The organism is Sphingobacterium sp. MYb382 (assembly GCF_037572665.1).
Taxonomy (GTDB): domain Bacteria; phylum Bacteroidota; class Bacteroidia; order Sphingobacteriales; family Sphingobacteriaceae; genus Sphingobacterium.
The window spans coordinates 389,444-413,568 of record NZ_JBBGZT010000029.1 but is presented as its reverse complement, the minus strand read 5'-3'; the positions used below and the strand labels follow the sequence as shown (position 1 = coordinate 413,568).

21 protein-coding genes are annotated in these 24,125 nt (G+C 40.1%); 18 read left to right on the top strand and 3 right to left on the bottom strand.

The features are described from left to right. Positions 1 to 15 precede the first annotated feature (15 nt). The 9 genes from WH223_RS19490 (at position 16) to WH223_RS19450 (ending at position 12,807) form a co-directional block, all read left to right on the top strand. Positions 16 to 1,491 (top strand): RagB/SusD family nutrient uptake outer membrane protein, encoded by a 1,476-nt coding sequence (locus WH223_RS19490; protein WP_340049543.1) that lies wholly within the window; start codon positions 16 to 18, stop codon positions 1,489 to 1,491. 36 nt (positions 1,492 to 1,527) lie between these two features. After that, the gene (locus WH223_RS19485; RefSeq protein ID WP_340049542.1) at positions 1,528 to 2,379 is read left to right on the top strand and encodes a DUF4843 domain-containing protein; all 852 of its coding nucleotides are present in this window, start codon (positions 1,528 to 1,530) and stop codon (positions 2,377 to 2,379) included. A gap of 25 nt (positions 2,380 to 2,404) precedes the next feature. Then, the gene (locus tag WH223_RS19480) at positions 2,405 to 3,952 is read left to right on the top strand and encodes a PKD-like family lipoprotein (protein WP_340049541.1); all 1,548 of its coding nucleotides are present in this window, start codon (positions 2,405 to 2,407) and stop codon (positions 3,950 to 3,952) included. Between the two features lie 22 nt (positions 3,953 to 3,974). Further along, entirely contained in the window at positions 3,975 to 5,093 is a 1,119-nt protein-coding gene (locus tag WH223_RS19475; RefSeq protein WP_340049540.1) for a TlpA disulfide reductase family protein, read from the top strand. 182 nt (positions 5,094 to 5,275) lie between these two features. Next, entirely contained in the window at positions 5,276 to 6,076 is an 801-nt protein-coding gene (locus WH223_RS19470; RefSeq protein ID WP_340049539.1) for a hypothetical protein, read from the top strand. Then, positions 6,066 to 8,099: a helix-hairpin-helix domain-containing protein gene (locus tag WH223_RS19465; protein WP_340049538.1), complete on the top strand. Its 2,034-nt coding sequence runs from the start codon at positions 6,066 to 6,068 to the stop codon at positions 8,097 to 8,099. Before WH223_RS19470 ends, WH223_RS19465 begins: the two co-directional genes overlap by 11 nt. Beyond that, on the top strand, positions 8,093 to 10,177 hold the full coding sequence (locus WH223_RS19460) for a ComEC/Rec2 family competence protein (protein ID WP_340049537.1): 2,085 nt from the start codon (positions 8,093 to 8,095) through the stop codon (positions 10,175 to 10,177). The genes WH223_RS19465 and WH223_RS19460 overlap by 7 nt, the downstream gene beginning before the upstream one ends. A 1-nt stretch (position 10,178) precedes the next feature. Then, positions 10,179 to 12,077 (top strand): RecQ family ATP-dependent DNA helicase, encoded by a 1,899-nt coding sequence (locus tag WH223_RS19455; protein WP_340049536.1) that lies wholly within the window; start codon positions 10,179 to 10,181, stop codon positions 12,075 to 12,077. A 103-nt stretch (positions 12,078 to 12,180) separates the two neighbouring features. After that, positions 12,181 to 12,807 carry a sterol desaturase family protein gene (locus WH223_RS19450; RefSeq protein ID WP_340049535.1) on the top strand — a complete coding sequence of 209 codons (627 nt, stop codon included), beginning with the start codon at positions 12,181 to 12,183 and terminating at the stop codon, positions 12,805 to 12,807. Between the two features lie 56 nt (positions 12,808 to 12,863). Here WH223_RS19450 and WH223_RS19445 read toward each other — a convergent pair whose 3' ends face one another. Continuing rightward, positions 12,864 to 13,910 carry a 3-oxoacyl-ACP synthase III family protein gene (locus tag WH223_RS19445; RefSeq protein WP_340049534.1) on the bottom strand — a complete coding sequence of 349 codons (1,047 nt, stop codon included), beginning with the start codon at positions 13,908 to 13,910 and terminating at the stop codon, positions 12,864 to 12,866. Positions 13,911 to 13,976: 66 nt separating this feature from the next. Between WH223_RS19445 and WH223_RS19440 the strand changes: the two genes are divergently transcribed. From WH223_RS19440 to WH223_RS19430, 3 genes are all read left to right on the top strand, one after another. Further along, positions 13,977 to 14,258, top strand: a complete 282-nt coding sequence (locus tag WH223_RS19440; RefSeq protein WP_340049533.1) for an ATP-dependent Clp protease adaptor ClpS — start codon at positions 13,977 to 13,979, stop codon at positions 14,256 to 14,258. Between the two features lie 81 nt (positions 14,259 to 14,339). Beyond that, complete coding sequence (locus tag WH223_RS19435; protein WP_340049532.1) at positions 14,340 to 16,790, top strand: TonB-dependent receptor domain-containing protein; 2,451 nt, start codon at positions 14,340 to 14,342, stop codon at positions 16,788 to 16,790. A 48-nt stretch (positions 16,791 to 16,838) separates the two neighbouring features. Next, complete coding sequence (locus tag WH223_RS19430; protein WP_340049531.1) at positions 16,839 to 17,657, top strand: 3-keto-disaccharide hydrolase; 819 nt, start codon at positions 16,839 to 16,841, stop codon at positions 17,655 to 17,657. Between the two features lie 48 nt (positions 17,658 to 17,705). On the opposite strand, the gene WH223_RS19425 is transcribed toward WH223_RS19430, so the two are convergent. Next, a complete protein-coding gene (locus WH223_RS19425; protein ID WP_340049530.1) occupies positions 17,706 to 18,407 on the bottom strand; it encodes a YjjG family noncanonical pyrimidine nucleotidase in 702 nt (233 codons plus the stop codon). A 103-nt stretch (positions 18,408 to 18,510) separates the two neighbouring features. Between WH223_RS19425 and WH223_RS19420 the strand changes: the two genes are divergently transcribed. Genes WH223_RS19420 through WH223_RS19395 form a run of 6 tightly spaced genes read left to right on the top strand, consistent with a single transcriptional unit; the run spans position 18,511 to position 22,801 of the window. Then, positions 18,511 to 19,392, top strand: a complete 882-nt coding sequence (locus WH223_RS19420) for a sensor histidine kinase (protein WP_340049529.1) — start codon at positions 18,511 to 18,513, stop codon at positions 19,390 to 19,392. Further along, positions 19,379 to 20,092, top strand: a complete 714-nt coding sequence (locus tag WH223_RS19415) for a response regulator transcription factor (RefSeq protein WP_340049528.1) — start codon at positions 19,379 to 19,381, stop codon at positions 20,090 to 20,092. Before WH223_RS19420 ends, WH223_RS19415 begins: the two co-directional genes overlap by 14 nt. An 8-nt stretch (positions 20,093 to 20,100) precedes the next feature. Next, positions 20,101 to 20,616: a hypothetical protein gene (locus WH223_RS19410; protein ID WP_340049527.1), complete on the top strand. Its 516-nt coding sequence runs from the start codon at positions 20,101 to 20,103 to the stop codon at positions 20,614 to 20,616. Then, the gene (hemE, locus tag WH223_RS19405; protein ID WP_340049526.1) at positions 20,617 to 21,651 is read left to right on the top strand and encodes a uroporphyrinogen decarboxylase; all 1,035 of its coding nucleotides are present in this window, start codon (positions 20,617 to 20,619) and stop codon (positions 21,649 to 21,651) included. A gap of 51 nt (positions 21,652 to 21,702) precedes the next feature. Further along, positions 21,703 to 22,254, top strand: a complete 552-nt coding sequence (locus tag WH223_RS19400) for a CopD family protein (protein WP_340049525.1) — start codon at positions 21,703 to 21,705, stop codon at positions 22,252 to 22,254. Positions 22,255 to 22,264: 10 nt separating this feature from the next. Further along, positions 22,265 to 22,801 (top strand): hypothetical protein, encoded by a 537-nt coding sequence (locus WH223_RS19395; protein ID WP_340049524.1) that lies wholly within the window; start codon positions 22,265 to 22,267, stop codon positions 22,799 to 22,801. A gap of 65 nt (positions 22,802 to 22,866) precedes the next feature. Here the strand turns inward: WH223_RS19395 and WH223_RS19390 are convergent, their stop codons facing one another. Continuing rightward, positions 22,867 to 24,081: a bifunctional 3,4-dihydroxy-2-butanone-4-phosphate synthase/GTP cyclohydrolase II gene (locus WH223_RS19390; RefSeq protein ID WP_340049523.1), complete on the bottom strand. Its 1,215-nt coding sequence runs from the start codon at positions 24,079 to 24,081 to the stop codon at positions 22,867 to 22,869. Positions 24,082 to 24,125 lie beyond the last annotated feature (44 nt).

Genomic DNA, 24,125 nt, shown 5'->3' with positions numbered 1-24,125 from the left:
GTGAAAATTATTGATATGAAATTACAAAAAATTATTTTCTTAATCCTTTGCTTGATCGGATTGAACTCTTGCTCTAAATGGATCGATGTAAAACCAACAGATCGACTCGCAGAGGATCTCCTTTATAAAAATAAAGAAGGATATATCAAGGCAATAAGTGGTGTCTATTCGGAAATGACAAACAACAGTCTTTATGGTCGTTTTATGACAGCAGGAGCGGTAGATGTATTGTCTCAGTATTACTTTATCAACTCGACTACGAATGGGTATTATAATTATACTATGTTTGATTATACACAAGGGAATACAAAAGGAGGATTTGATAATGCTTGGAAAAAGGCTTATGAGCTTATTGTTAACCTTAATGTGATTATTGATCGTTGTGGCGATTCACCAAGCGCAGTTTTACCAGCATCTTATTATGGAACGGTAAAAGGAGAAGCTTTAGCCTTGCGCGCCATGCTTCATTTTGATTTGTTGCGTCTTTTTGGACCAATATGGTCAGAGACGAATAAAACCTTAAAAACAATTCCTTATACAACGGGACTTAAGAATGAGGTAACTCCTTTATTAACTGCTGAGCAGGTAATCAACCTTATCGAAAGTGACTTGAACCAAGCTGTTATACTTTTGCAAGCTGCTGACCCTATTATTCAGGAAGGTGTGCGTAATGGAAGTAACACGCTAGGAACCAACGATCTATTCTATAGACAGTATCGACTTAATTATTTTGCTGCGAAGGCCTTGTTGGCCCGTACTTACCTTTGGAAAGGAGATAAGGTAAAAGCACTAGCAACTGCGCAGGATATTATTCAGTCTGCAAAAATTAATGGTCGGGATATTTTTCCTTTTGTTACATCCTCCGCAGCGACGAGCTCTGATAAACCCGATCGTATGTTCTCGACAGAGGTTCTTTTTTCACTTTATAGTAGTAGTCGTTTCAAATTATACGAAGATGTATTTTCCCCTAATCAAGAACCTTTTAATAGGTTAACATTTAATAACAGTGATAACAACATGGCACGTGTAGATAATCTCTATGATGATAAAAACGATTATCGATACCGTATTTGGGAAAACGTGAATGTTGGAGGTAAGTTGATCTTGGCTAACCAAAAGTTTAAAGATTATAACGATGCTCCTGGACGTTTTATGATGCCATTGATTCGTCTAAGTGAATTGTACCTAATTGCCGCAGAGACAACGACAAACCTTGATGAAGCAAAACAATATCTAAATAAAGTGCGAACGAATAGAAACACTTTCAGCTTAAATCCTAGTGATGCTGTACAGCTGAAGAACTTTATTACAGCCGAGTATCGAAAAGAGTTTATTGGAGAGGGACAAATGTTTTATTACTACAAGAGGAATGCGTCAACGATGATTCCGAACCATGCGGCATTAGTAGGAGAAAAAGCAATGCCATTGGGCAATTATAGAGTTCCTCTGCCAGAGAGTGAGATCAGTGTACGCTTGTCTATAGATAAATAAGACATTGTATTTTAATAACAAGTAAAGAACAGAATCATGAAATTCTTAAAAATATTTAGTTTACTATTTGCTATTTCCTTTGCTGGTTGTGAAAAGGAAATGATGAGCTATGAAGGTGTAGAAGGTGTATATTTTGCCGTGCAGCACGGAGCATCCTATGGTAATGAACGTACATGGCCTTACCAACCTTATACCAATGTGGAATTTGTAAAAACAGAAGCCAATGAAATTCAATTGGGAATTAAAGTAATGATCACAGGCCCGGCAAAAGATTATGACCGTAAGTTTTTGGTAGAAGTAAATCCTGACTCCACAACTGCTCAAGTTGGTGTGCATTATAACGCTATACCAAATGAAGTCACTGTCCCAGCAAATGCCTTCACTGCCAATGTTCCCTTGACCCTAAAGCGTGCGGTAGATTTAAAGAAAACATTGAAAACAATTGGTTTACGATTGGTTGCAAATGAAAGTTTTCAACTTTCTTTTCCTAATTGGAATGCATTACCGTCTAATACGGCAGGAACAGTTGTTAAAAAATTTGATGCCAGTTTACATACGCTTCGTATTAACGACTTTTTAGTGCAACCTGCCGTATGGATCGGATCTATTCAGCCTGGAAATAGAGAGGCTGGACAATGGGGAGCTTTCTCTGAAAAGAAAATCAAATTGATGATGGAACTAATGAATCTGACCTACGCTGATTTTACGAGTACCGCCACCATGCCTCCTATTCTATCCGGATTGGTGGCCTCAACCTGTGCGCGTTACCTTCTTGCTCGTTATGAAGTGGGTGACCCTGTATTGGAAGATGATGGTCGTTTAATGTTTGTTGGCACTGTCCCTTGGACATCCTACATTGGGGTGCCTTATAAACCGGAGTCTAAATAATTATTAGTAATACAGATTGAATACTATGAAAATTTTAAAATATATTTTAGGCTTAACACTCCTTTACGCCATCACTTCTTGTAAAGAAAAGTTGGGGAATTATGATTATCACGATATCAATGAAATTACAATTGAAGGTGTAGATAAAAGTTATGCTATTTTGCAGTCTATTGATACCTTACGGATCAAGCCTGTTTATAATATGACAGAACTAAATGTCGACTCTTCTCGTTTTTCCTATTTCTGGGTTATTAAACAAAATAATCAATTTTTAGATACCCTAGGACGCGAGAAAAACTTGAATTACCCCGTAACTCTTGCTCCAAATAATTATGTTTTACAATTGCGTGTAATTGACCGACAAACAGATGTAACGTTTATAAAGCAGACAAATCTATCGGTTGGAACGCCATACTCCAGAGGTTGGTTGCTCGTAGGAGAAAATGAAAATGACAATGCGGAATTTGATATCATCTCTATGGTGCGTGATACTTTCCCAGTTAGAAATCTCCTTGCGAAGAGCGGATTACCTACATTAAAAGGGTCTTTACTGGCGCAACATACTGGAGGTAATTTTGAAAGCAATTATAAACTCTGGATATCTAGTAATACAGGGGCCTATTATCTCGATCGTGTTACTATGAAAGGTAAAGTCGCCAACACTTTTGGTAGCTTAGTGTATACAACGGATCCCATTAATAAAAATGAGCTATCGCCAGCAGTTATTGCTCCACAGTTAGCCAATAGTAGTGGCGGTAGTGGTGGAAGTAGCTCCAGAGCTGTTTTAACAAGTAATGGACACCTTTTTGCAATTTCTTTATTTGGTGCCGCTGATCTTTATGGCAATCCGGCAAATCGACATGCTAGTAATTTTAATAAACTTTTGAAAGCTGCACCATATGCCTTGTATTCTATTGGAAGTTTTAATTCTGTTGTCTGGTATGATGTAGATAATAACAGATTCATGAATCTTCCATCAATAGGTTTTGCGGCAACATCTGATTATCCACAAGATCTTCCTGATGATCCATTTCCTTGGAACCAAGCCGGTACAGGTAGAAAGCTACGCTATGCCGAAAACACAAGAAATACAGATGGCGGGTCGCAGCACGGAAACTCTTTTGCTGTATTGGTAGATAATAATAAAAATAGTTTTATCTATAAATTTTACGCTAACGGCGGAAATCCGGCGAAACGAGCCTCCTACACGGTAAATCCTATAGCTACTGATTTTGATAAAGCAGATTACTATGCGTTTTCCTCTAATCGTACTGTTGTCTTTTATGCCGTAGGAGCAAAGCTTTATGCTTATGATTATAACCCAGGTAATGAAAAAATATATCAATTCCCGGAGATAGGCACAGATCCGATTACTATGTTAAAGTTTGATACTACCGTTGATGCTGCTACGAACGCTTTGTATATAGCTACGTACAATACTAATACTAAAGGAACTTTAAGACGATTTAATATTGGGAATAATCCAAATCAGGTCGATATTCAGGCTATTACACGTTCTAAATGGGATGGGCTTTTGAAAATTAAAACGATGAATTGGAGAGCCGTAAACTAATTAATTTAAAATGCTGAAAACAATGAAAAAATATTTAAGTCTAGGTCTATTTATGGCCATCGTATTTTTAAGCAACGCCCAGACAAAGCAAGTGCGTGTGGAAGGAAATTTTCCGAAATGGACAAATGGAGATCAGGTGGTGCTACTCCGTGTCGTTGATAACGCGCTTAAACAGGATACGACGAAAGTCGTAAAAGGGAAGTTTAGTTTTAAATTAGAACTTGATCAACCATCTCGTCTATCCGTCTATTCGGTTGCGGCAGTATCGGGAAAAATAAAAGATAATAACAGCTTTTACATCGATCAAGGTACCGTGAAGCTCACCGGAAAGGACTCCCTTAAAAATGCGGTTATCAAAGGTTCAAAAATTACAGTGGAGGCTCAAGAATTAGACAAGCAAGTAGCTCCTTTTCAACATAAACTTGTAAATCTGCGTCAGCACGCTCAAGAGCTATTGAAAGATGAATCCAAGAAAGCCGAACTAGAGCAGTTAAATGTAGACTATAAGCTTTTAATAGATTCGCTGCGCGAGACAAAAGTCAGCTTTATAAAAACACATCCGCAATCATTCCTATCCTTGATTACGTTGAATGAGTTCCTTGGCGGTGCTATAGATTATAATTTTGCGCAACCTCTATTATCAGGCCTGTCGGCCGATTTACAAAAGTCTTCCTTAGGAAAGGATGCTCAACGTAAGATTACCATTGCTAAAGCTACGAATATCGGCGAGGTATTGCCTGATTTTACATCTAAGGACACCTTAGGTAGCGAACTTAGTCTGACAGAAGTGGTAAAGAAGGGTAAAGTAACGTTAGTTGACTTTTGGGCAAGTTGGTGTGTACCTTGTCGTAAGGAAAATCCGAATATTGTGAAAGCGTATAAAGAATTTCACCATAAAGGATTTAATATTTTAAGTGTTTCTTTAGACCGCTCCGCGGGTGCTTGGAAGCAAGCCATCGTCAATGACGAAATGACCTGGTATCATGTGTCAAGTTTAAACTATTGGGATGAACCCGTTGCAAAATTATATGGTATAACAGGCGTGCCTGATAGTTTTTTATTAGATGGGCAAGGCAAAGTAATTGCACGTGGATTGCGTGCAGAAGCACTTTATGCGAAGTTGCAAGAAATACTAGATTAATCAAGCTTTTAGTAGATGATAAACGGGCAGTATCTTTCGATACTGCCCGTTTTTTATTGTCTTTCTTTTTGTGTATATTCCAGTAACCATTTATGAATTTGATGAAGTTGCCTCGCCCGAAAGCAACAGCTACTAACATAAAGCCCGCATTTAATATCCAATAAAAACCAAATTTTTAATCTATGAGAATCTGGATGTTATTAACCCTATTAGGGGCATGGAACCTTTATGCGCAAGAATTTTCGCCAGCACCGTTCTTGGGAATGGGAAAGGCCACTGTTGCACAAACTGGTTTGTATGCTATCGTTACGAATCCTGCAGGCCTACAGGCGGTGCAAGGTCTAGAGATAGCGATAGCCTATCAGCAACACTTTCTAAAAGCAGATATAGCCACTCAAGGAATACTCGTGGCCCTGCCTCTTGCTCAATCTAGTAGGATAGGGGTAGCCCTGACGAAGTATGGCTTAAAGGATGTCAATAGCTTGCTGCGTGCAGGTATCTCTTGGAACCGATCTTTTGGGAATCAGCTATCGGTATCTACAACAATAAATTATCATCAATATTATGTTCGAGGCTATCATCTTGAACGTGCGGTTTCCGCAGATCTAGGTTTACAGTATAGTATTAGTGCCACTTTACGTACGGGTGTTTTCTTTAAGAACATTGGTAACAACAACTTTCCAACTGCTTCTTCTCCACCACTATCACGTCAAATCGGAATGGGCTTTAGCTATGCCTTCTCCGAAGAACTGTTGATAGCGCTAGATTTTGTAAAGACTTTTCCTCATCAGCTACTGTATCGTGTTGGCATGTCATATAGCCCACATCCCAAAATTGTCCTCCGTGTAGGAAGTCTATCTAACCCTATTCAATATACCGCAGGAATGGGGGTGAAGTACAAAAAATGGCAGTTTGAATGGGCAAACCTTTTTCATGTTAAACTGGGGTCTTCTCCACAATTTATGATGGCTTATGCGTTTTAGTATATTTTTATGTGCGCTTTTTTTAAGCTTTTGCACCTGCCTGTCGCAAGAATTAAGTGAGCTGGAGGATATTTTGGTCGAAGAAATCATTAATGATCTCGATGTGGATTTGGATATTAGTGAGTTTACAGAACGACTTCGTTTTTATTTAAAGCATCCAATCAACTTGAATCAAGTAGATGAACCAAGTTTAAATAGTCTACTATTTCTATCTCCAGTACAAATCGCTAATATTTTACAGCATCCCAAAATTGCAGGGCCTTTTATCTCGGTGCTGGAGCTACAGGTGGTGCCTGGGATGGATGAAAACACACTAGATCGTCTGTATCCCTTTGTGATGGTCGCGCCAGCATCTCCTTGGCCTAATTTCTCGTTACGGAAAATGGTGCAGGAGTCCGATCAACAAATCATGATTCGTTACGGACGGGTATTGGAAAGACAAGAAGGGTACAGCCGTACTGGGCCTGATGAAACACGGTATTTAGGCGATGCTAATCGCTACAACCTTTGGTATCGCTTGAACGATGGTGAGCGGCTAAGTGTAGCTATTAATGCGAAAAAGGATGCCGGAGAGCCTTTCTTTAGAGGTAAGCAACGTTATGGATTTGACTATTACAGCATGAGCTTGTCTTTGAAAAATATAGGGAAAATTAAAGAAATTGTACTTGGAGACTATGCTGTACAAGTTGGGCAAGGGTTAATGATTTGGAACGGACTTAGGCTTGGTAAAGGTACCCTCATGGGAAATAGCGCCAGGCAGGGAATTGGATTGAAGCCCTATACCTCCATGAATGAAAGTAATTTTTTACGTGGTATCGCAGTACGTTTTCCCTTAGCGCAGCTTGAGGCTACCTCTTTTGTTTCTTTTCGCAAAGTTGATGGAGATCTGCAGCAGCAGGACGGTAGAACGGTGATTATAAATATTCAATCTACAGGATTGCACCGTACAGCAACTGAGCAGCGCTATCGACATGCTGTTGATCAATGGCTGGGTGGATTGGTGCTCACCTATCAAAAAGGACGATTAAAAAGTCAGATGGCAGCCCTATACACGCGTTTCAACGGACAGATGCAGCCTACAGACATCATGCGTAATCGCTATACCTTTCGTGGACAGCAGCTGCTCAACAGTACAGCAACCTTTCAGTACAGCTATAAAAATTTGTATAGCTACGGTGAGTTTGCGCAACAGCTTGGCGGAGGCTGGGCTACAAATGTAGGGATGCTCGCCAGTCTTGATCCGAAAGTTAGTTTCTTTACACAGTATCGCCGTTATCAACCTAATTACTACGCTTTTTATGCACAGGCAGTTTCCGAAAGTACCGGTGTCGTCAATGAACAAGGCTTCTATTCTGGATTGCGTTATCATCCTAATCGTAAAATTGAATGGCTCACGTACATCGATTTATTTCGGTTTCCATGGTTGCGCTATCGCGTCGATGCACCCAGTAGTGGAGCTGATTTTTTAACCCAATTTAGCTACACCTGGTACAAACGTGGTCTACTAAGCTTACGCTATCGTCATCGCTTGCGCGAAGAAAATAGTGCAGAGCGTGTCGCCGAAAATTATTTGGAGTCTACCGTGAAAAACAATGTGCGCCTAGACTTTCGTTTTAAGATGGGGGCTGACTGGGAAATCAAATCGCGCCTTGAAGCCGTTCGCTATCGAAAAAATAAACAACAGAACAATGGCGGTTTAGCCTATCAGGAATTGCAATGGAAGCCCCGAAACAAATCCGTTCAGCTAAACTTCAGAATCACATCTTTTCATGCCGATGCCTATAGTGCACGTTTGTATACGCAAGAGAAAGATTTGCTCTATGCGTATTCATCAACACTACTGTACAATCGAGGAACCCGTTTTTATCTGTATGTAGCTTACCGATTGTCGGCCAAAACACAACTATGGATGCGCTATGCGCAAAGTAGTTATAGCGAGCAAGAAAATGTAGGTTCAGGGTTAGATGCTAGCCCAGGGAGAAAAAGGAGTGATGTGAAACTGCAAATACGTCATCAATGGTAAAAGAAAGGTTCATGTGGTCAGCGGCGCATATGCCCTTTTTGAGGCTTTTCATCGGCTACGCATTAGGGATTTTCTTGGGCTTCTACCTGCCTGTAAGCCACCGTTTGTATCAGTGGGGCGTCGGTGTTGTATGTGTCTGCATTTGCTTAATAGTGACGCTAGAAATAGCAAGGCCAGCAGTTAGTCGTTATATTTTTCCAAGGCTGCTTTTTCCTCTATTGGTCTTGACAGGTTTTATCGTTATAAAATATCATCAGCCCAATCATCAATCGCGGCATTTTCAACATCATAAGTATACCCTTTTAGCAGGGATTATCGACGATGAGCCTGTAGAGCGTAGCCGTAGTATACGCTTTCCTGTTAGAATTATAAGTGGTTACGCAGATAAGAGAGCTTACCCTTCCGAAGGGATAGTTATGGTTTCGCTTAAATCCGATAGCAGTAGAAATAGCTATGCCTATGGCGACCATATTATTTTGGCAAATACCACGCAGGTGGTGCCTCTAGCATTAAACCCCAAACAGTTTGATTATAGCAGTTATTTGGCAAAGCGTGCTATTTATCATCAAGCTTTTTTGAAGAGTAATCAGCTACGGCTGTTGAAAGCAGATGAAGGAAAGATGGTCATAAATTATGCCTTGAAATGGCGTCTATACCTCGTGGATAAGTTTCGCTATTATTTGTCCAGCGAGCGGGGCTATCAGGTAAGCGTGGCTTTGATTCTAGGGTATCGTGCCGACGTTGATGCTTCCGTATTGGAAGCTTTTACAGATACAGGCACCATTCATGTGTTAAGCGTTTCGGGATTACACGTTAGCATGGTTTTCTATATTTTATATGGAATTTTAAGCTTTTTTGATAGGTTCTCTCGTGGTAGAATTGTGCGTTTAGTACTCAGTTTTTTGTGTATTTGGGGCTATGTAATTCTGACCGGATTGGCACCACCTATTTTAAGGGCGGGAATTATGATGAGCTTTTTTTTGATAACCGAAGGAACTAGAAAGCCGCAAAATCACTTGAATACCCTTTTTGCTTCTGCTTTTTTTATGCTCCTTGTCGATGCTAAAGTACTGTTCGATGTTGGTTTTCAGCTTTCCTATAGTGCTATGCTTGGTCTTTTTACGTTATATCCGCTACTGCGCGAATGGTGGCTACCTAAGCGCCCTTGGATGCGTAATATGGTATCATCAATTTGGGTTTCTATATCCGCGCAGTTGTTTACCGCGCCATTGGCACTGTTCTATTTTCAGCAGTTTCCAAATTTGTTTTTAGTTGGAAACCTCTTCATTATGCTTCCTTCAAATTTAATAATGTACAGCGGTATTGCCTTGGCACTATGTCCTGTGGGGATGGTGAATGGTTGGATAGCGCTATTGCTAACTTATTTTATTGATTTTACCATTTATGGGCTTAAATGGATGAGTAAGCTACCTTTCGCGGTCAGCTCAGGAATAGATTTCGATAAGGGGCAACTGATTATAGCCAGCTTGTTGTTGTATCTTTTATTATTGACTTGGCGAAGGACTACGAAGCGTAATATACTCTTGTTTGTTGCCGTTTTATCCGTGCTTTTATTTCGTTCTTCATGGACCGCTATTCACCTTTCTTCCTATCGGGGAATAAAAATTTATAGTACTTCTAGCCAGCTTCATATCGCTGTGATTAATCAAGGACAGGTATTTTTATACTCAACAAAAGATTCTTTAACCGATCCTCAGTTGCGGTTTCAAGTATGGCCCGACCTACAACGCTACGCGAAAAAAGAAGACATTGTTTTTCTGCCGCTGAAGCAGCCAAAGAAAGAAAACCGCTTGCTGCATGCCTTAGGACAACGATGGCTACTTCTGGAAAAAGAACAGGATTTAGAAACCCTACCTGATTTTGAAGTACTGATTTGGCGTCTATGGAAGAGACCCGATGTAGCAGCCTTTCCGCTAGCTTGGCGTAACCGCCTGATCTGTTTCGTTAACCTCTATGATGCGACAGAAGCCCAAGTCATAGAAATGGAGGCAGCACGTATAAAACAGCGTTTTTACACATTAAACGATAATTTTGCTTATGTTTGGGAAGCTAAATGAGATGGAAAATAACAGCTTATCCATATTAAAAACATACTGGGGATATGATCAGTTTCGCCCGCTACAGTCGGAAATTATTGATTCCGTTGTGCAAGGGAGAGATACCTTAGCCCTGCTGCCTACGGGCGGAGGGAAATCCATTTGTTTTCAAGTCCCGGCACTACTTTCTGAAGGTATATGTATCGTCATCAGTCCTTTGATTGCCTTGATGAAAGACCAAGTAGAAAATTTACGTAAAAGAGGAATAGAAGCGGTGGCTATTTTTTCGGGGATGTCGAAGCGTGAGGTTGATATTACCCTCGATAATTGCGTTTATGGAAAGATAAAATTCCTGTATTTAGCTCCTGAGCGTTTGTATAGCGATTTGGTGCGTGAGCGTATACGCTATATGAAGGTTAACCTGTTTGCCATAGATGAAGCACATTGTATTTCCCAATGGGGATATGATTTTCGTCCTTCCTATTTGGAGCTAGCACAGCTGCGTAAGCTACATCCGCAAGTGCCATTTTTAGCCCTTACAGCAACAGCAACGCCAGATGTCGTTGTTGATATTCAAGAAAAGCTGGCTTTTCCGAAGGCTAATGTTTTTCAAAAAAGCTTCAAGCGTGAAAACCTAGCCTATATGGTGCTGCCCGAGGAAGATAAAATGGGACGGATGTTGCGTATGCTTCAAAAGATTGGTGGCAGTGGCGTTGTTTATGTCCGCAATAGGCGCGAAACACAAGAAGTAGCTCAATATTTAGTAAACCACGGTGTGTCTGCAGACTATTACCATGCAGGACTCGATATGTTTTCAAGGTCTCAAAAGCAAGATAGCTGGATTCAGCAACGCGTTCGTGTTATTGTTGCTACGAATGCCTTCGGGATGGGAATCGATAAGGCTGATGTACGCTTCGTGCTGCATTTGGATATTCCTGATTCCTTAGAGGCCTATTATCAGGAAGCAGGACGTGGAGGAAGAGATGGTAAAAAGGCATTTCCTGTGTTGATGTATCAGCAGCATGATCGTGATCGCTTGTGGGAACAGTTTGAAGGAAGCTTTCCGACGGTTAAATTTATCCAGCAGACCTATCATTATTTATGCAATTTCGTTCAAGTAGCCTATGGAGCAGGGAAGGGGCTTGTTTTTGATTTTGATGTGGTCGTTTTCGCGAAAAAATATCAGCTCGAGATTTTACCAACCCTAAGCGCTCTTAAATTTTTGGAGCGTGATGGATGGATTGCCCTGTCGGAGCCTGCATTTATTCCTGCTCGAATAAAGTTTGAAGTAGACTATCAAGAGTTATATAAGTTTCAAGTGCAGTCCAGCAAGCATGATCGTTTGATTAAGTTAATCCTACGAAACTACGGCGGAGCCTTTGATTTTTATATCCCTATTAGCGAGATGGATTTCGCTAAAAAGCTTGGATTACCCTATGCAGAGGTCATTGAGCGCTTACGGAGCCTACAAAAGTTGGAGATTATAAGTTATATCGAGAAAACCGATGCCGCCCAATTGGAGCTCTTACAAGCACGTGTAGATTATAAAAACTTGTATATAGACCATCAGTTCATAGAAAGTCGAAAGGTTCTTAAAAGATCACAGCTATTAGCTATAGATAACTATCTCGATACTGATTTCTGTCGCAGTATTGCTTTACAAAGCTATTTTGGTGAAGAAGATAAAGAGCCATGCGGTGCTTGTGATTTATGTCTGTTGCGCCAGCAGGCACAAAATATAGAAGCTAAGCTTATCGTAGAGATCCAAAACTTGCTTACGGAGAAGACCATGGATGTGAAGAGTTTGGTTGATGCTTTGTCCTTAGGAAATGATGAAACACGCCTAGCTTTGTTACGTAAACTCGTCGATACAGAAAAAGTGATCGTGCAAAATGGTCAGTATCACTGGGGAAAAGTATAAAATTCGATTTTTTGACACAAAAGTGAAAAAGTTCAAAAGGTAAAATTTTTTTTATCGACAAACACTTTTTAAATTTGTCTGTTCAAGAAGTGTGATCTTTACTATGGCAAAAAAACTCTATGTTTCTAACTCTACAGAGTCTTCAAGAATGTTCAAAAGTAACTTTTTGGAGTCTTTAACAAAGGTACATTTTACCGTGCCTTTAATATTTTGGATTCCCGTTATCATCTATTTTCTTCGTAAATCGTATGTCGATGGAGGTATGTCTGGGGGTGCTATTTTTATGTATTTTGTGATAGGCTTGGCCTTTTGGACCTTTGCGGAGTATGTTTTACACCGTTGGGTTTTCCATTTCCATCCTAAATCTGCCTTCGGACAGCGTATACATTTTATTTTTCACGGTGTACACCATGATTATCCAAAGGACCGTATGCGCTTGGTAATGCCGCTTTCTGCGAGTATACCTATGGCATCGATTATCTATTTATTGTTTTATATTTTGATTCCTGAGTTTGAGTTAGCATCTTTCTTCGGAGGTTTCCTTTTTGGATATTTGATTTATGATGAATGTCATTATGCCATGCACCATGCGAATTTCAAATCGGGTTTATTCAAACGTATAAAAGATCATCATATGTTGCACCACTATTCCGATCCAGAGAAAGGGTTTGGCGTAAGTTCATACATCTGGGATGTGATTTTTGATTCAGGTTTTAAGAAAAAGAAATAACATAAAAAAAAGAGGCTCTCCAAAAAGTAAAGCCTCTTTTTTTTATGCGGTATCGTTTACCAACGTATTAATGCTGACCCCCACGTGAATCCAGCGCCAAAAGCCGCTAAACAGATTAAATCACCATCCTTAATACGACCTTCTTCCCACGCTTCTGCTAAAGCAATTGGTACAGAAGCAGCCGTTGTATTACCATATTTTTGGATATTATTAACCACCTGCTCATCTTTTAGTCCTAGTGTTTTTTGGATATATTGTGATATGCGCAGATTCGCTTGATGCGGTACTAATAAATCGATATCCGTTGTCGCTAATCCATTTTTTGTCAGCGCCTCTTGGATAACCTCCGGAAATTTAACCACTGCTTTTTTGAAAACCGTCTGCCCGTCCATGTATGGAAACAAGCTGCCATCTTCCAGCATTTCCTTCGTAATAAGCAGGTCACCGAGTTCTTTATCAGGCCAGTTTGGTTTGTTCTCCAGCCAGTATCCAGCAGAAGCACCAGGGTAGTGCATTGCTAATTGCTCCGCATAGTTTCCGTCGGCATGCAAGTGCGTGCTTAATATCCCTTTGCCTGGTTCTGTAGTGGGCTGTAGCACAGCAGCGCCAGCTCCGTCGCCAAAAATAACCGAAACGTTACGTCCTCTTGTGGAGAAGTCCATGGCAAATGATTGCTTCTCAGAACCTACCACGAGGATATTTTTATACATACCTGTTTTTATAAATTGGTCAGCTATCGATAAGGCATATACAAAACCTGAACATTGGTTGCGAATGTCTAGACAGCCTACTTCGTTCATTTTCATCTCGCGTTGTAAAAGTACCGCGCAGCCAGGGAAATAGTAGTCTGGCGTTAAGGTTGCAAAAATGACAAAATCAATAGCATCGGCCGTTGTTTTAGCACGTTCTATCGCAACTTTTGCCGCCTCGACAGCCATTGTTGTCGTTGTTTCCGTTAAGCGGTCTGCATAACGACGCTCCTTGATGCCTGTACGCTCCTGTATCCAAGCGTCGCTTGTATCCATAAAGCGCTCCAAATCTTGGTTCGTATACACATTTTTAGGTACGTAATAGCCTATACCAGCAATTTTCGATTGAAACATAAGTCGACTTCTTTTTGATTGATCGGCAAAACTACATAATTTTTAAAAAATATGTAATTTTGTAATATGAGCGTACAGACCGAACAAGAAACCTTTACACTAGATGAAATTTTAGCAGCTGTTAAATCATCCAATAGTTTAATCCTTTGGAATGATGAGGTTAATACCTTTGATCATGTGATTCATTGCTTGATGAAACACTTACAGTATTCGGAAAAACAATCCGAGCAGATTGCGTGGAAGGTGCATTCAGAAGGGAAATGTACCGTTTTGGAGGGCACTTATACCGAGATGGAAGTCTATCGTAAAATCCTAAAAGCCGAAGGATTAAAAGTCTCAGTAGAATAATTTTCGTACAGTAATAATCTAGTTACGATAGGGAGGGGGCTGTTTTTATTTTGTTTTTTTGTGCAAATCAACATTTGTAACATGCTACTCAATAAAAAAACGACGTTTCTCCTCTTTTCTTTTTTAATTCCCCTTTTTCTTTTTGCGCAACAAGGAAAAATTCAAGCCACTATCGTAGATGCCAAAACGCATGAACCGATTATTGGCGCTAGTGCTGCTTTGTTGCAGGCTGGAACAAATACCTATGTAAAAGGAGCGCAGACGGATTTGGAAGGACGTTTGTTTTTTGAAACTGTAGCTAATGGTAATTACCTAATTCGTATTACCTATGTAGGGATGCAAGATTTTTTACGTGAAGGCATTGTCATCCAAAATAATGCAGCTGTAAATTTAGGACAAATTGGTCTGACAGCTGATGGTACCATGCTTGAGGCTGTTGTTGTAAAAGGTCGTACGCCAGAATTGACCCTCGGCATAGATCGTAAGGTGTTTGATGTATCTCAAAGTTTAGTAAGCGTAGGTGGAACAGCATCCGATTTGTTAGCCAACGTGCCTACACTGCAGGTAGACATGGATGGTACCGTTTCTTTACGTGGCTCAAGTTCCGTTCGTATTTTAATTGATGGTAAAGAGTCTGCTTTAGCAGGTGGTAATATTACTTCTTTACTGCAATCGTTACCTGCTAACGCCATTGAAAAGGTAGAAATCATCACTAATCCCTCCTCTAAGTATGATGCTGAAGGACAATCAGGAATCATTAATATCGTCCTTAAGAAAAATATTAGAACAGGATTAAATGGTAATGTGAATGTTTCCGGTGGTTCTTACCACAATTACCAAGCGGGTGTAGCCTTAAACTACAGAGACCGTAAATTCAATTATTTTGGAACCTATAATTTCGGCAGACGTAATAATGTCGGCTCTGGATCCCGTTATAACCACTATCTAAACAACGATAGCCATGTTGATCAAGACGAGGAGAACAACCGTAAGAGTCTAGGACATACTTTTAAATTAGGAACAGACTACTACCTGAATGATAAAACGACTATCGGATTATCAGGTAACGTAAATATTCGTGATAACGAGCGTAACGCTGATATGTTCTATCGCTATACCAACCACCCAACACTTTCAGGAACAAGCACACGTTTATCTCACCAAACAGGTGATGAGTGGGGTTATGATTTAAATTTTGATTTTACACGTAAGTTTAATCGTGAAGGTTCGGAATTAACAGCTAATGTTCGTTATGGACAAAGTGCGGAGGATGGTGTCAATGATTTTGTACAGTCCTATTCTGTGGCTAGACCTAATGATGGACGTACCAACACAACGAGCCAGGATGGTAAGGTATTCAATGCGCAATTGGATTATGTGTTGCCTTTGAATGATAAGAGCAAATTTGAAGCTGGATACCGTACGCAGATAACGAAATCTTTCGATACGCAGTTTTCTGAGTTGTTAAATGTTAATAATCAACAGTATTACCCAGATTATAGCGTAAGTAATGATTTCGATTTGACGAATACAATTCATGCGTTATATGCGAATTATCAAAATAAGTTAACCTCTAAATTAGGATACCAAATTGGCTTGCGCGCCGAAGATAGTAAGCTTAATACCACTTATTTCTCTAAAGATCCGGCGACAGCTCCGGGGGATGTAGAAACTAAAGGCGGTTTAGATTACTTCCGTCTATATCCGAGTTTGTTTTTGACGTATGACATTGGTAAAGCAGGCGATAAGATTCAGTTGAGCTATACACGTCGTGTGCAGCGCCCTAGAGGATGGCAGGTAAATCCATTCCCTAGTGTAGCGGACGAATTAAACCGTCGCGAGGGAAATGCCAATTTGTTGCCTGAGGATGTACACTCTATGGAATTGAGCTTTGCTAAATTCTTTGAAGGGTGGAATATTGTAAGCTCTGTGTATTACCGTAAGGTCAACGACGTTATTCAACCTTATATTTACAAGGTCGATGATAGCGGTGTTACCTATAGCCGTTGGGAAAACTTAAGCAGCACCCAAGTAGCCGGTTTAGAGCTTATCAGTAAAGTTAACTTAACGAAATGGTGGGATTTGACTTGGAATGGTAATTTCTTGTACAACAAATTTAACGGAAATAGTGCCTATAATATCCAAGAGCAAGATGGTTTCACATGGAATTCGAATGTAAACACAAATGTGAAGTTCACGGGTAACTTAGCGATGCAGATACGTGGCGACTACTATGCTCCACGTGTGATGGCTCAAGGAAAAAGTAAATCTATGACTGGTGTCGATGTTGCTTTAAAGCAAGAGCTATTTGATAAACGTGCTAGTTTAGCTTTCAACGTGCGTGACCTATTTGATACACGCCGCTTTGGTGCTAACACCATGACACCGCAGGTAAATTCAAGCTTCGATTACCGTTGGATGAAGCGTAGTTTCAACCTGTCATTCTCCTACCGATTCGGCCGTCAAGAGGCCAGCAAAAAACGCCAGCAGAATGAAGGCGGCGGTATGGATGATATGCAGGGGAATTTTTAAAATGATACAGAATTTGTCTATATTTAACCGTACTAAACCCAGAAAAGCATGAAAAATAAATTTGTATACGGCATAGGGGCCGCAATGATGTTGGCTGCATTTACTTGCAATGCGCAAGGCAAAGGTAGTTTCGTACAAAAAGCACCCGATTATGAACTCGTAACGACTTTGCCGAAGGCAGACTTAAGTTCTTTCAAAAAGAATGCTAATGGAGCTTATATTCTATTTGATGGTACTTCTTTAAACGGTTGGCGTGGATACAATAAAGATCATGTGCCAGCACGATGGTCTATTGAAGATGGCTCATTGAAGTTCTCTAAGCAAGATCCTAATGCAGAGAAAATAGAAGGTGGAGATCTTATCTTCGCACATGATTTTAAAAATTTCGAGCTGGAGTTCGACTGGAAAATTTCACATGCAGGAAATTCTGGTGTTTTCTTCTTAGCAAAAGAGGTGAAAGGACAAGCGATTTATATTTCTAGCCCTGAGTATCAATTGTTGGATAATGAAAATCATCCAGATGCTAAACAAGGCGTAGATGGCAACAGAAAATCAGGATCTTTATATGATATGATTCCGGCGAAGCCGCAAAATGGAAACCCTGCAGGATCATGGAATAAAGCAAAAATCGTTGTTAATAACGGTAAAGTTAGCCACTACCAAAATGGAGTGAAAGTGGTTGAATATACGTTGTGGACACCAGAATGGACAGCCTTACTTCAAAACAGTAAGTTCAGTCAAGCGAAATGGCCTTTAGCTTTCGAATTGTTGAACAACGTTGGTGGACAAACGAAATCTGGTGTAATCGGATTTCAAGATCACGGCGATGATGTATGGTTGAAAAACGTGACGGTAAAAGTTTTATAGGCACGACTAAATAATAAAAAAGGGAGGTTTTTAAACCTCCCTTTTTTATTAGAATACTTTTTGTAGTTCTTTTAAGTCTTTAATCATATGGGGCACATCATTCGGTTTCTCCGCATCGATGCTGTTGAAGAAGATGGCATCCATACCATAATTCTGTGCGCCACGCACATCGGCATCTAGATTGTCGCCAATCATAATCGAGGCCGAAGCTTTGGTTTTACTCTGCGATACCGCATAATCAAATATAGCCGGATCAGGCTTGTTGATACCTACATTTTCCGAAATAACAATCGTCTGAAAGTAAGGCAACAAATTACTCTTTTCGAGCTTCATTTCGCAGGCCTCCTTAAAACCATTGGAGATTAAATGCAGGTTGTACTTTGCTTGAAGGTAGCTTAACGTTTCGTGCGCATTTGGAAACAAGTTCGTTTTCGTCGGGCAGATAGTTATATATTCTTCCTCAAAGTCTGTAGGGAAAATCTCGGGGTCTAGGCCTAAGTCGGAGAAGGTGTCCGCAAAGCGGCTTTTGCGAAGCGTAGCTTTATCAATCTTGCCGTGGTGGTAAAGATGCCATAGGCGATGATTGTTGCGCGTGTAAGCGCTTATAAAGCCTGCTGAGTTGGCATCATTTAGCAACTTATCGAAGTCGTAGCGGTAGTATAGCTCTTGCAGAGTCTCTTCTGCATTGCGATCGAAATCCCAGATGGTGTGATCAAGATCGAAGAAAATATCTTTTTTATCAAAAAACATGTACAAATATAAGAAAGGATTCTTCCTATTAGTGTCAAAATCGGCCTATTATTCTCTTTCAGTTGTTCAAATAGTTACTTTTGTGTAGATTGATTTTTATTCGATGAAAAAAGCGCTAGTCTTATTTTATTTTTTGGTTTTTTATGCCATCACGCAGCTGTTCTGGTGGGGGTATCTATTGGTGCAATACGAGCCTCAAAGGAAAGGTATGATTATCGGAGAAGGTCTTTTCTTTCTCTTTATTTTTATGTGGGGAGCCACGCGCTTGAAGAAGCTCTTTTCGCGTGAGCACAAGCAACAACAGCAACAGCAAAACTTCCTACTGGCGGTTACGCATGAGCTTAAATCGCCTTTAGCCTCTGTAAAGCTATATATTCAAACGATACTCAAAAGAGAGTTAGAACGCGAGCAGCAGAAGACTTTCTTAGCCAATTCGTTGAAAGATATTGAGCGCTTGGATGATTTGGTGGAAAACGTATTGCTAACGACGAAGCTGGAGAACCGTAGTTTCAATCTGCCTAAAGAAGATTTTGACTTGACGGCTGTTGTCTTCAATGTCGTAGATAGGTTGCAGAAAAATGCTTGTCGTACGCAGGTGTTAAAACCTAGCTTAGATGAGCATGTCATCATCCATGGCGATAAGTTTGCGATCACCAATGTGGTGAACAATCTTGTTGAAAATGCCATTAAATATTCGCCACCATGTGCCTCTGTTATGGTCGATTTGAAAGAAAGCGATGATGGTCGCATTATATTTTCTGTATCGGATCATGGCCCGGGTATTCCTGGTGAAGAAAAAAAGTATATATTTAGTAAATTTTACCGCGTGGGTAATGAAGCAACGCGCAAGACAAAAGGTACTGGCTTAGGCTTGTATATTGTGAAAACCGTATTGCAAAAACATAATGCCACGATTAAAGTTAAAGATAACACTCCTCAAGGGAGCATTTTTGAAGTAACATTTGAAAATTATGCAGCAAGCTAAACAACGTATTTTATTAGTTGAAGATGAAGAGCATCTTTTAGAAGCCATCAAGTTAAATTTGGAGCTGGAAGGCTACCGCGTAACGACGGCTACCGATGGGAAAAAAGCCCTTAAAATTTTTAAAGAAGAGCGCTTCAACTTAATTATTTTAGATGTTATGATCCCAGAGATTGATGGATTCCAAGTGGCGGAAACCATCCGTTTGCAGAATACTGAAGTACCTATTATGTTCTTAACGGCTAAAAATAGCAGTGAAGACCGTATTACAGGTTTGAAAAAAGGAGCTGACGACTATTTAGTTAAGCCTTTTAATTTAGAGGAGCTAATTCTGCGTGTAGGAAACTTAATCCGCCGCGGTTTGAAGCCTGATGACTTAAAAGAGTTTAATTCCTATACAATCGGTGATAAAACCATTTATTTCAACTCTTTCGAGCTACACCAAGCTGATGGGTCGGTAACTTCTTTAACCAAGAAGGAGACGATGCTACTTAAGTTGCTTATTGAGCGTAAGAATGAAGCGGTATCGCGTGAGCAAATTTTGGAAACGGTATGGAATTATGATGTGTATCCATCAACACGTACCATTGACAACTTTATCTTGACCTTTAGAAAGTATTTTGAGCCAGATCAAAAGCATCCTGTTTATTTTCATTCTATTCGTGGGGTAGGTTATAAGTTTACCGATACGCCAAGCGCTTAAGCATACGAATGAATAAAACATTTCGCATAACTGTCATCGCTATTGCGGTGGCATTTCTTCTATATGCTGTTTATGCGCAGCATTATAATATTGCCGTTTATATTCTCGGCGGAATTGGCTACCTCGTGTGGAGTTACTTTCGAGAAGGAACGGTATTTTTGGCGACGCAAGCATTTCATAAGCAAGATTATGAAAAAACAAAAAGATTGCTTGATGAAATCAATAACCCCGATCAGCTGCGCAAAGGACGCCGTGGCTACTACGAATTTATGCGTGGTAACCTAGCGCTGAAAGAGGAACGTATTGATGAAGCAGAGTATCATTTTCAGCTCGCTTCACGATTACCGTGGAAACGCGATACGGAAAAAGGTTTCGTCCTTATTAACCTCGCAAATATCGCCTTGCGTAAAAAGACGTATGACCGTGCTACAGCTTATTTAGATTTAGCTAAAAAGTTGAAGCTTACAGCACGTCAGCAAACTATTATTGAAAAAATTGAAGTAGAATTAAATACAAGGAGTTAAGTGAGTACAAATTTACAAAACGATTTATTTATCAGAGCTGCCCTGTCGCAGCAGACCGAAAGACCACCCGTGTGGATGATGCGTCAAGCAGGCCGTTTTATGCCTGAATATTGGGAAATTAAGAACAAATATAGTTTCTTAGAAATGTGCAAAACACCGGAGATTGCTGCCGATGTGACCATGCTTCCAGTAGACTTGTTAGGCATCGATGCCGCAATCTTGTTTTCGGATATTTTGGTGACGGCAGAAGCAATGGGGGGAGACCTTTCTTTCGAGCAAGGTGTTGGTCCTCGTTTCAGCAATCCTGTAGGTAATGCCGCTGACGCGGATAAATTAGCAGTAGACTGCTTAGATAAATTGCAGTATGTGGCAGATGCCATCAAAGTTATTCAAGAACGCCTAGCGGGACGTATTCCTTTGATCGGTTTTGCTGGTGCTCCTTTTACCATCTTAAGCTACTTAGTAGAAGGTGGTTCTTCTAAAGACTTCAAAAAAACGAAGTTGATGTTGAACAATGAACCAGCTTTAGCACATTCTATTTTGCAAAAAATTGCCGATGTAACCATCGCTTATTTGAATATGCAAATCGATGCTGGTGTTAATGCATTGCAGTTGTTTGATAGCTGGGCTTTAGCATTATCATGGAATGATTACCAAGAGTTCTCTCACCGTTATAACAGCTATATCTTAGCTAATATCAAGCGTACAGTGCCTGTTATTTCTTTCTGTAAAGGTTCATCTGTTTTCGCACCTATCATGGTAGAGGCGAAGCCTGATGTTATCTCTGTAGATTGGAATGCAGATCTTAAGAACATCAAACAATCGCTTCCAGGAGGTATTGCCGTACAAGGTAACTTAGATCCTTTCGTTCTTTATGCGGATAAGAAAGTGATTAAAGATAAAATCCTTCAGCTTTTTGAGCGTATGCGTGGCGAAGAAGGCTTTATCTTCAACTTAGGACATGGTATTATGCCTGATATTCCTTTCGACAACGTGAAGTACGCGGTAGAGGTTATTAAAGAGTTTAGATATTAATTAAGATAATAAGGGCAAAGTATTTTGCCCTTATTATTTAGGCCTATTTATATGATTTTTCTATACGCAAAATCAATACACATTATTTTTATGGTCTGCTGGATGGCTGGGCTTTTCTACATGCCGAGGTTATTCATCTACCATACGGAAGCCAAACAGAAGCCTATCGAGCAGTACAAAGTTTTGCATGAACAGTTTGTGCTGATGCAGAGTCGACTGTGGTGGGTCATCACCACGCCAGCGATGTATATCACCGTACTTTCTGCGCTGGTGATGCTCTATATAACGCCAGGCTTTTTGTCCCAAGGCTGGATGCATATTAAACTAGCTTTCGTTGTGGGGCTTGTTTTTTACCATTTCAAAACACAACAAATCATGTATAAGCTGCGTGAAGAGACCTCTACCTGGACTTCCTCTCAGCTACGCTTATGGAATGAAATAGCTACAATAATCCTTTTTGCTATTGTCTTTTTGGTTATCTTTAAATCGGCTTTAAACTGGATATTTGGGGTGCTGAGCTTACTTGGATTAGCCATCTTACTGATGGTGTTAATTAAGCTTTACAAAAAATATCGCAAGTCAAAAGGCGAAAAAATCGACTAAACAATCTTTTATGAAAAAACTACTATGCTTCTTTCTTGTCCTTGGTTTTGTGAACCATGTGGCAGCTCAAGATTATAAATGGGCCTTCGGCTTTTATGGTGATGTACAACTGAAATCATCAAGTAATGTGGGTTCCTTTGGTGTGCAGGGGAAATATGACCTTGATAATCGTTCTTCTGTGCAGGCGCTCGTCAATGGACGTACCGGCTTTGTATCTGTTGGTGCCGACTATTTGTTTTCTGTTTTAGATAAAACAAAAAGCAACTTTAATGTTTTCTTAGGCGTTGGTGTAAGCCAAGATTTTTATCGCTATAATGAAAACTGGAAAGATGATGAAAAAGTAAAAGAGGGAAACAAAAAAGAGGAAAACATAATCCTTGATAAACGTGATAATTTCACACAGCTGAATGGACAAGTAGGGGCAAGCTATTACTTTCCGGAGGTGCAGCTATCCGTTTTTGCAGGCTACAAAGTAAAATACAATACGAAATCTGAAGAGTTTAATCCAAACTTTTTACAGTTCGGTGTGCGCTACCACCTTTGGTAGGCTAAATGACATAAACATAAAAAAGGGAGCGATAAGCTCCCTTTTTTATGTTTATGTATTTCTTATTATTGATTGTTTAGGATATCATGTCCCATACGATCACGTTTTGTCTTTAAGTAAGCTTCGTTGTATTGGTTCGGTTGAATCTCAATACCTACGTTTTCTACAACCTCTAGGCCATAACCTACAAGGCCTGCTCTTTTTGTTGGGTTGTTAGAAATCAAGCGCATTTTTGTTACACCGATTTGTCTTAAGATTTGTGCACCAACACCATAGTCACGTAAATCAGCTTTAAAGCCTAACTGTACGTTAGCATCTACTGTATCTAAACCTTGCTCTTGCAATTTGTAAGCACGCAATTTGTTCAATAAGCCAATGCCACGACCTTCTTGGTTCATGTATACAATAACACCTTTACCTTCAGCTTCGATAATTTCCATAGCCTTGTGCAATTGTGGACCGCAGTCACAACGGCAAGAGCCAAAGATATCACCTGTGATACAAGAGCTATGTACACGTACCAATATAGGCTCGTCTTCATTCCACTCTCCTTTGTAAAGAGCTAAATGTTGCTCGCCTGTATTTTTTTGCGTGAAAGCTTTAAGCTTGAAGTTACCCCATTGTGTAGGCATTTCTACGGTCTCTTCCTCTTCGATAAGGGAGTCGTGTTTCAAACGGTACTCAATTAGGTCTTCAATACTGATGATTTTTAAGTCGAAGCGTTTCGCTACTTCCATTAAGTCAGGCATACGTGCCATCTCACCATCTTCTTTTAATATCTCTACCAACACACCTGCTGGCTCAAAGCCTGCCAAACGTGCTAGGTCTACCGTAGCTTCTGTATGGCCAGTACGTCTCAATACACCACCATCTTTCGCGATTAACGGGAAGATGTGTCCAGGACGGCCAAGCTCTTCAGGTTTAATGTTAGGGTCAATTAATGCTTTGATCGTCTTCGAACGGTCAGATGCAGAAATACCTGTTGTACATCCGTAGCCTTGTAAATCTACAGAAACAGTGAAGTTTGTTTCATATACAGCCGTGTTTTGACCAACCATCAGCCCTAAGTTTAGCTCGTTGCAACGCTCTTGTGTAAGCGGAGCACAAACTAATCCGCGACCATGTGTAGCCATGAAGTTTATCACTTCTGGTGTCGCATTACGCGCCGCAGTCACAAAGTCACCTTCGTTTTCACGATCTTCATCATCAACAACGATAATAACTTTACCTGCTTTTATATCTTCGATTGCTTCTTCGATCGTGTTTAATTTGATATCCATTTCTGATAAATATTTCTTGTGAACAAAGGTAAGGTTAACTTCCT

Excerpts from the sequence above, each read along its gene's own strand:
- WH223_RS19430 (WP_340049531.1), top strand. The coding sequence starts at position 16,839 with ATGAAAAATAAATTTGTATACGGCATAGGGGCCGCAATGATGTTGGCT.
- WH223_RS19445 (WP_340049534.1), bottom strand. The coding sequence starts at position 13,910 with ATGTTTCAATCGAAAATTGCTGGTATAGGCTATTACGTACCTAAAAAT.
- WH223_RS19490 (WP_340049543.1), top strand. The coding sequence starts at position 16 with ATGAAATTACAAAAAATTATTTTCTTAATCCTTTGCTTGATCGGATTG.
- WH223_RS19410 (WP_340049527.1), top strand. The coding sequence starts at position 20,101 with ATGAATAAAACATTTCGCATAACTGTCATCGCTATTGCGGTGGCATTT.
- WH223_RS19415 (WP_340049528.1), top strand. The coding sequence starts at position 19,379 with ATGCAGCAAGCTAAACAACGTATTTTATTAGTTGAAGATGAAGAGCAT.
- WH223_RS19475 (WP_340049540.1), top strand. The coding sequence starts at position 3,975 with ATGAAAAAATATTTAAGTCTAGGTCTATTTATGGCCATCGTATTTTTA.
- WH223_RS19395 (WP_340049524.1), top strand. The coding sequence starts at position 22,265 with ATGAAAAAACTACTATGCTTCTTTCTTGTCCTTGGTTTTGTGAACCAT.
- WH223_RS19470 (WP_340049539.1), top strand. The coding sequence starts at position 5,276 with ATGAGAATCTGGATGTTATTAACCCTATTAGGGGCATGGAACCTTTAT.
- WH223_RS19400 (WP_340049525.1), top strand. The coding sequence starts at position 21,703 with ATGATTTTTCTATACGCAAAATCAATACACATTATTTTTATGGTCTGC.
- WH223_RS19480 (WP_340049541.1), top strand. The coding sequence starts at position 2,405 with ATGAAAATTTTAAAATATATTTTAGGCTTAACACTCCTTTACGCCATC.
- WH223_RS19390 (WP_340049523.1), bottom strand. The coding sequence starts at position 24,081 with ATGGATATCAAATTAAACACGATCGAAGAAGCAATCGAAGATATAAAA.
- WH223_RS19465 (WP_340049538.1), top strand. The coding sequence starts at position 6,066 with ATGCGTTTTAGTATATTTTTATGTGCGCTTTTTTTAAGCTTTTGCACC.
- WH223_RS19460 (WP_340049537.1), top strand. The coding sequence starts at position 8,093 with ATGGTAAAAGAAAGGTTCATGTGGTCAGCGGCGCATATGCCCTTTTTG.
- WH223_RS19450 (WP_340049535.1), top strand. The coding sequence starts at position 12,181 with ATGGCAAAAAAACTCTATGTTTCTAACTCTACAGAGTCTTCAAGAATG.
- WH223_RS19455 (WP_340049536.1), top strand. The coding sequence starts at position 10,179 with ATGGAAAATAACAGCTTATCCATATTAAAAACATACTGGGGATATGAT.
- WH223_RS19425 (WP_340049530.1), bottom strand. The coding sequence starts at position 18,407 with ATGTTTTTTGATAAAAAAGATATTTTCTTCGATCTTGATCACACCATC.
- WH223_RS19420 (WP_340049529.1), top strand. The coding sequence starts at position 18,511 with ATGAAAAAAGCGCTAGTCTTATTTTATTTTTTGGTTTTTTATGCCATC.
- WH223_RS19435 (WP_340049532.1), top strand. The coding sequence starts at position 14,340 with ATGCTACTCAATAAAAAAACGACGTTTCTCCTCTTTTCTTTTTTAATT.
- WH223_RS19485 (WP_340049542.1), top strand. The coding sequence starts at position 1,528 with ATGAAATTCTTAAAAATATTTAGTTTACTATTTGCTATTTCCTTTGCT.
- WH223_RS19440 (WP_340049533.1), top strand. The coding sequence starts at position 13,977 with ATGAGCGTACAGACCGAACAAGAAACCTTTACACTAGATGAAATTTTA.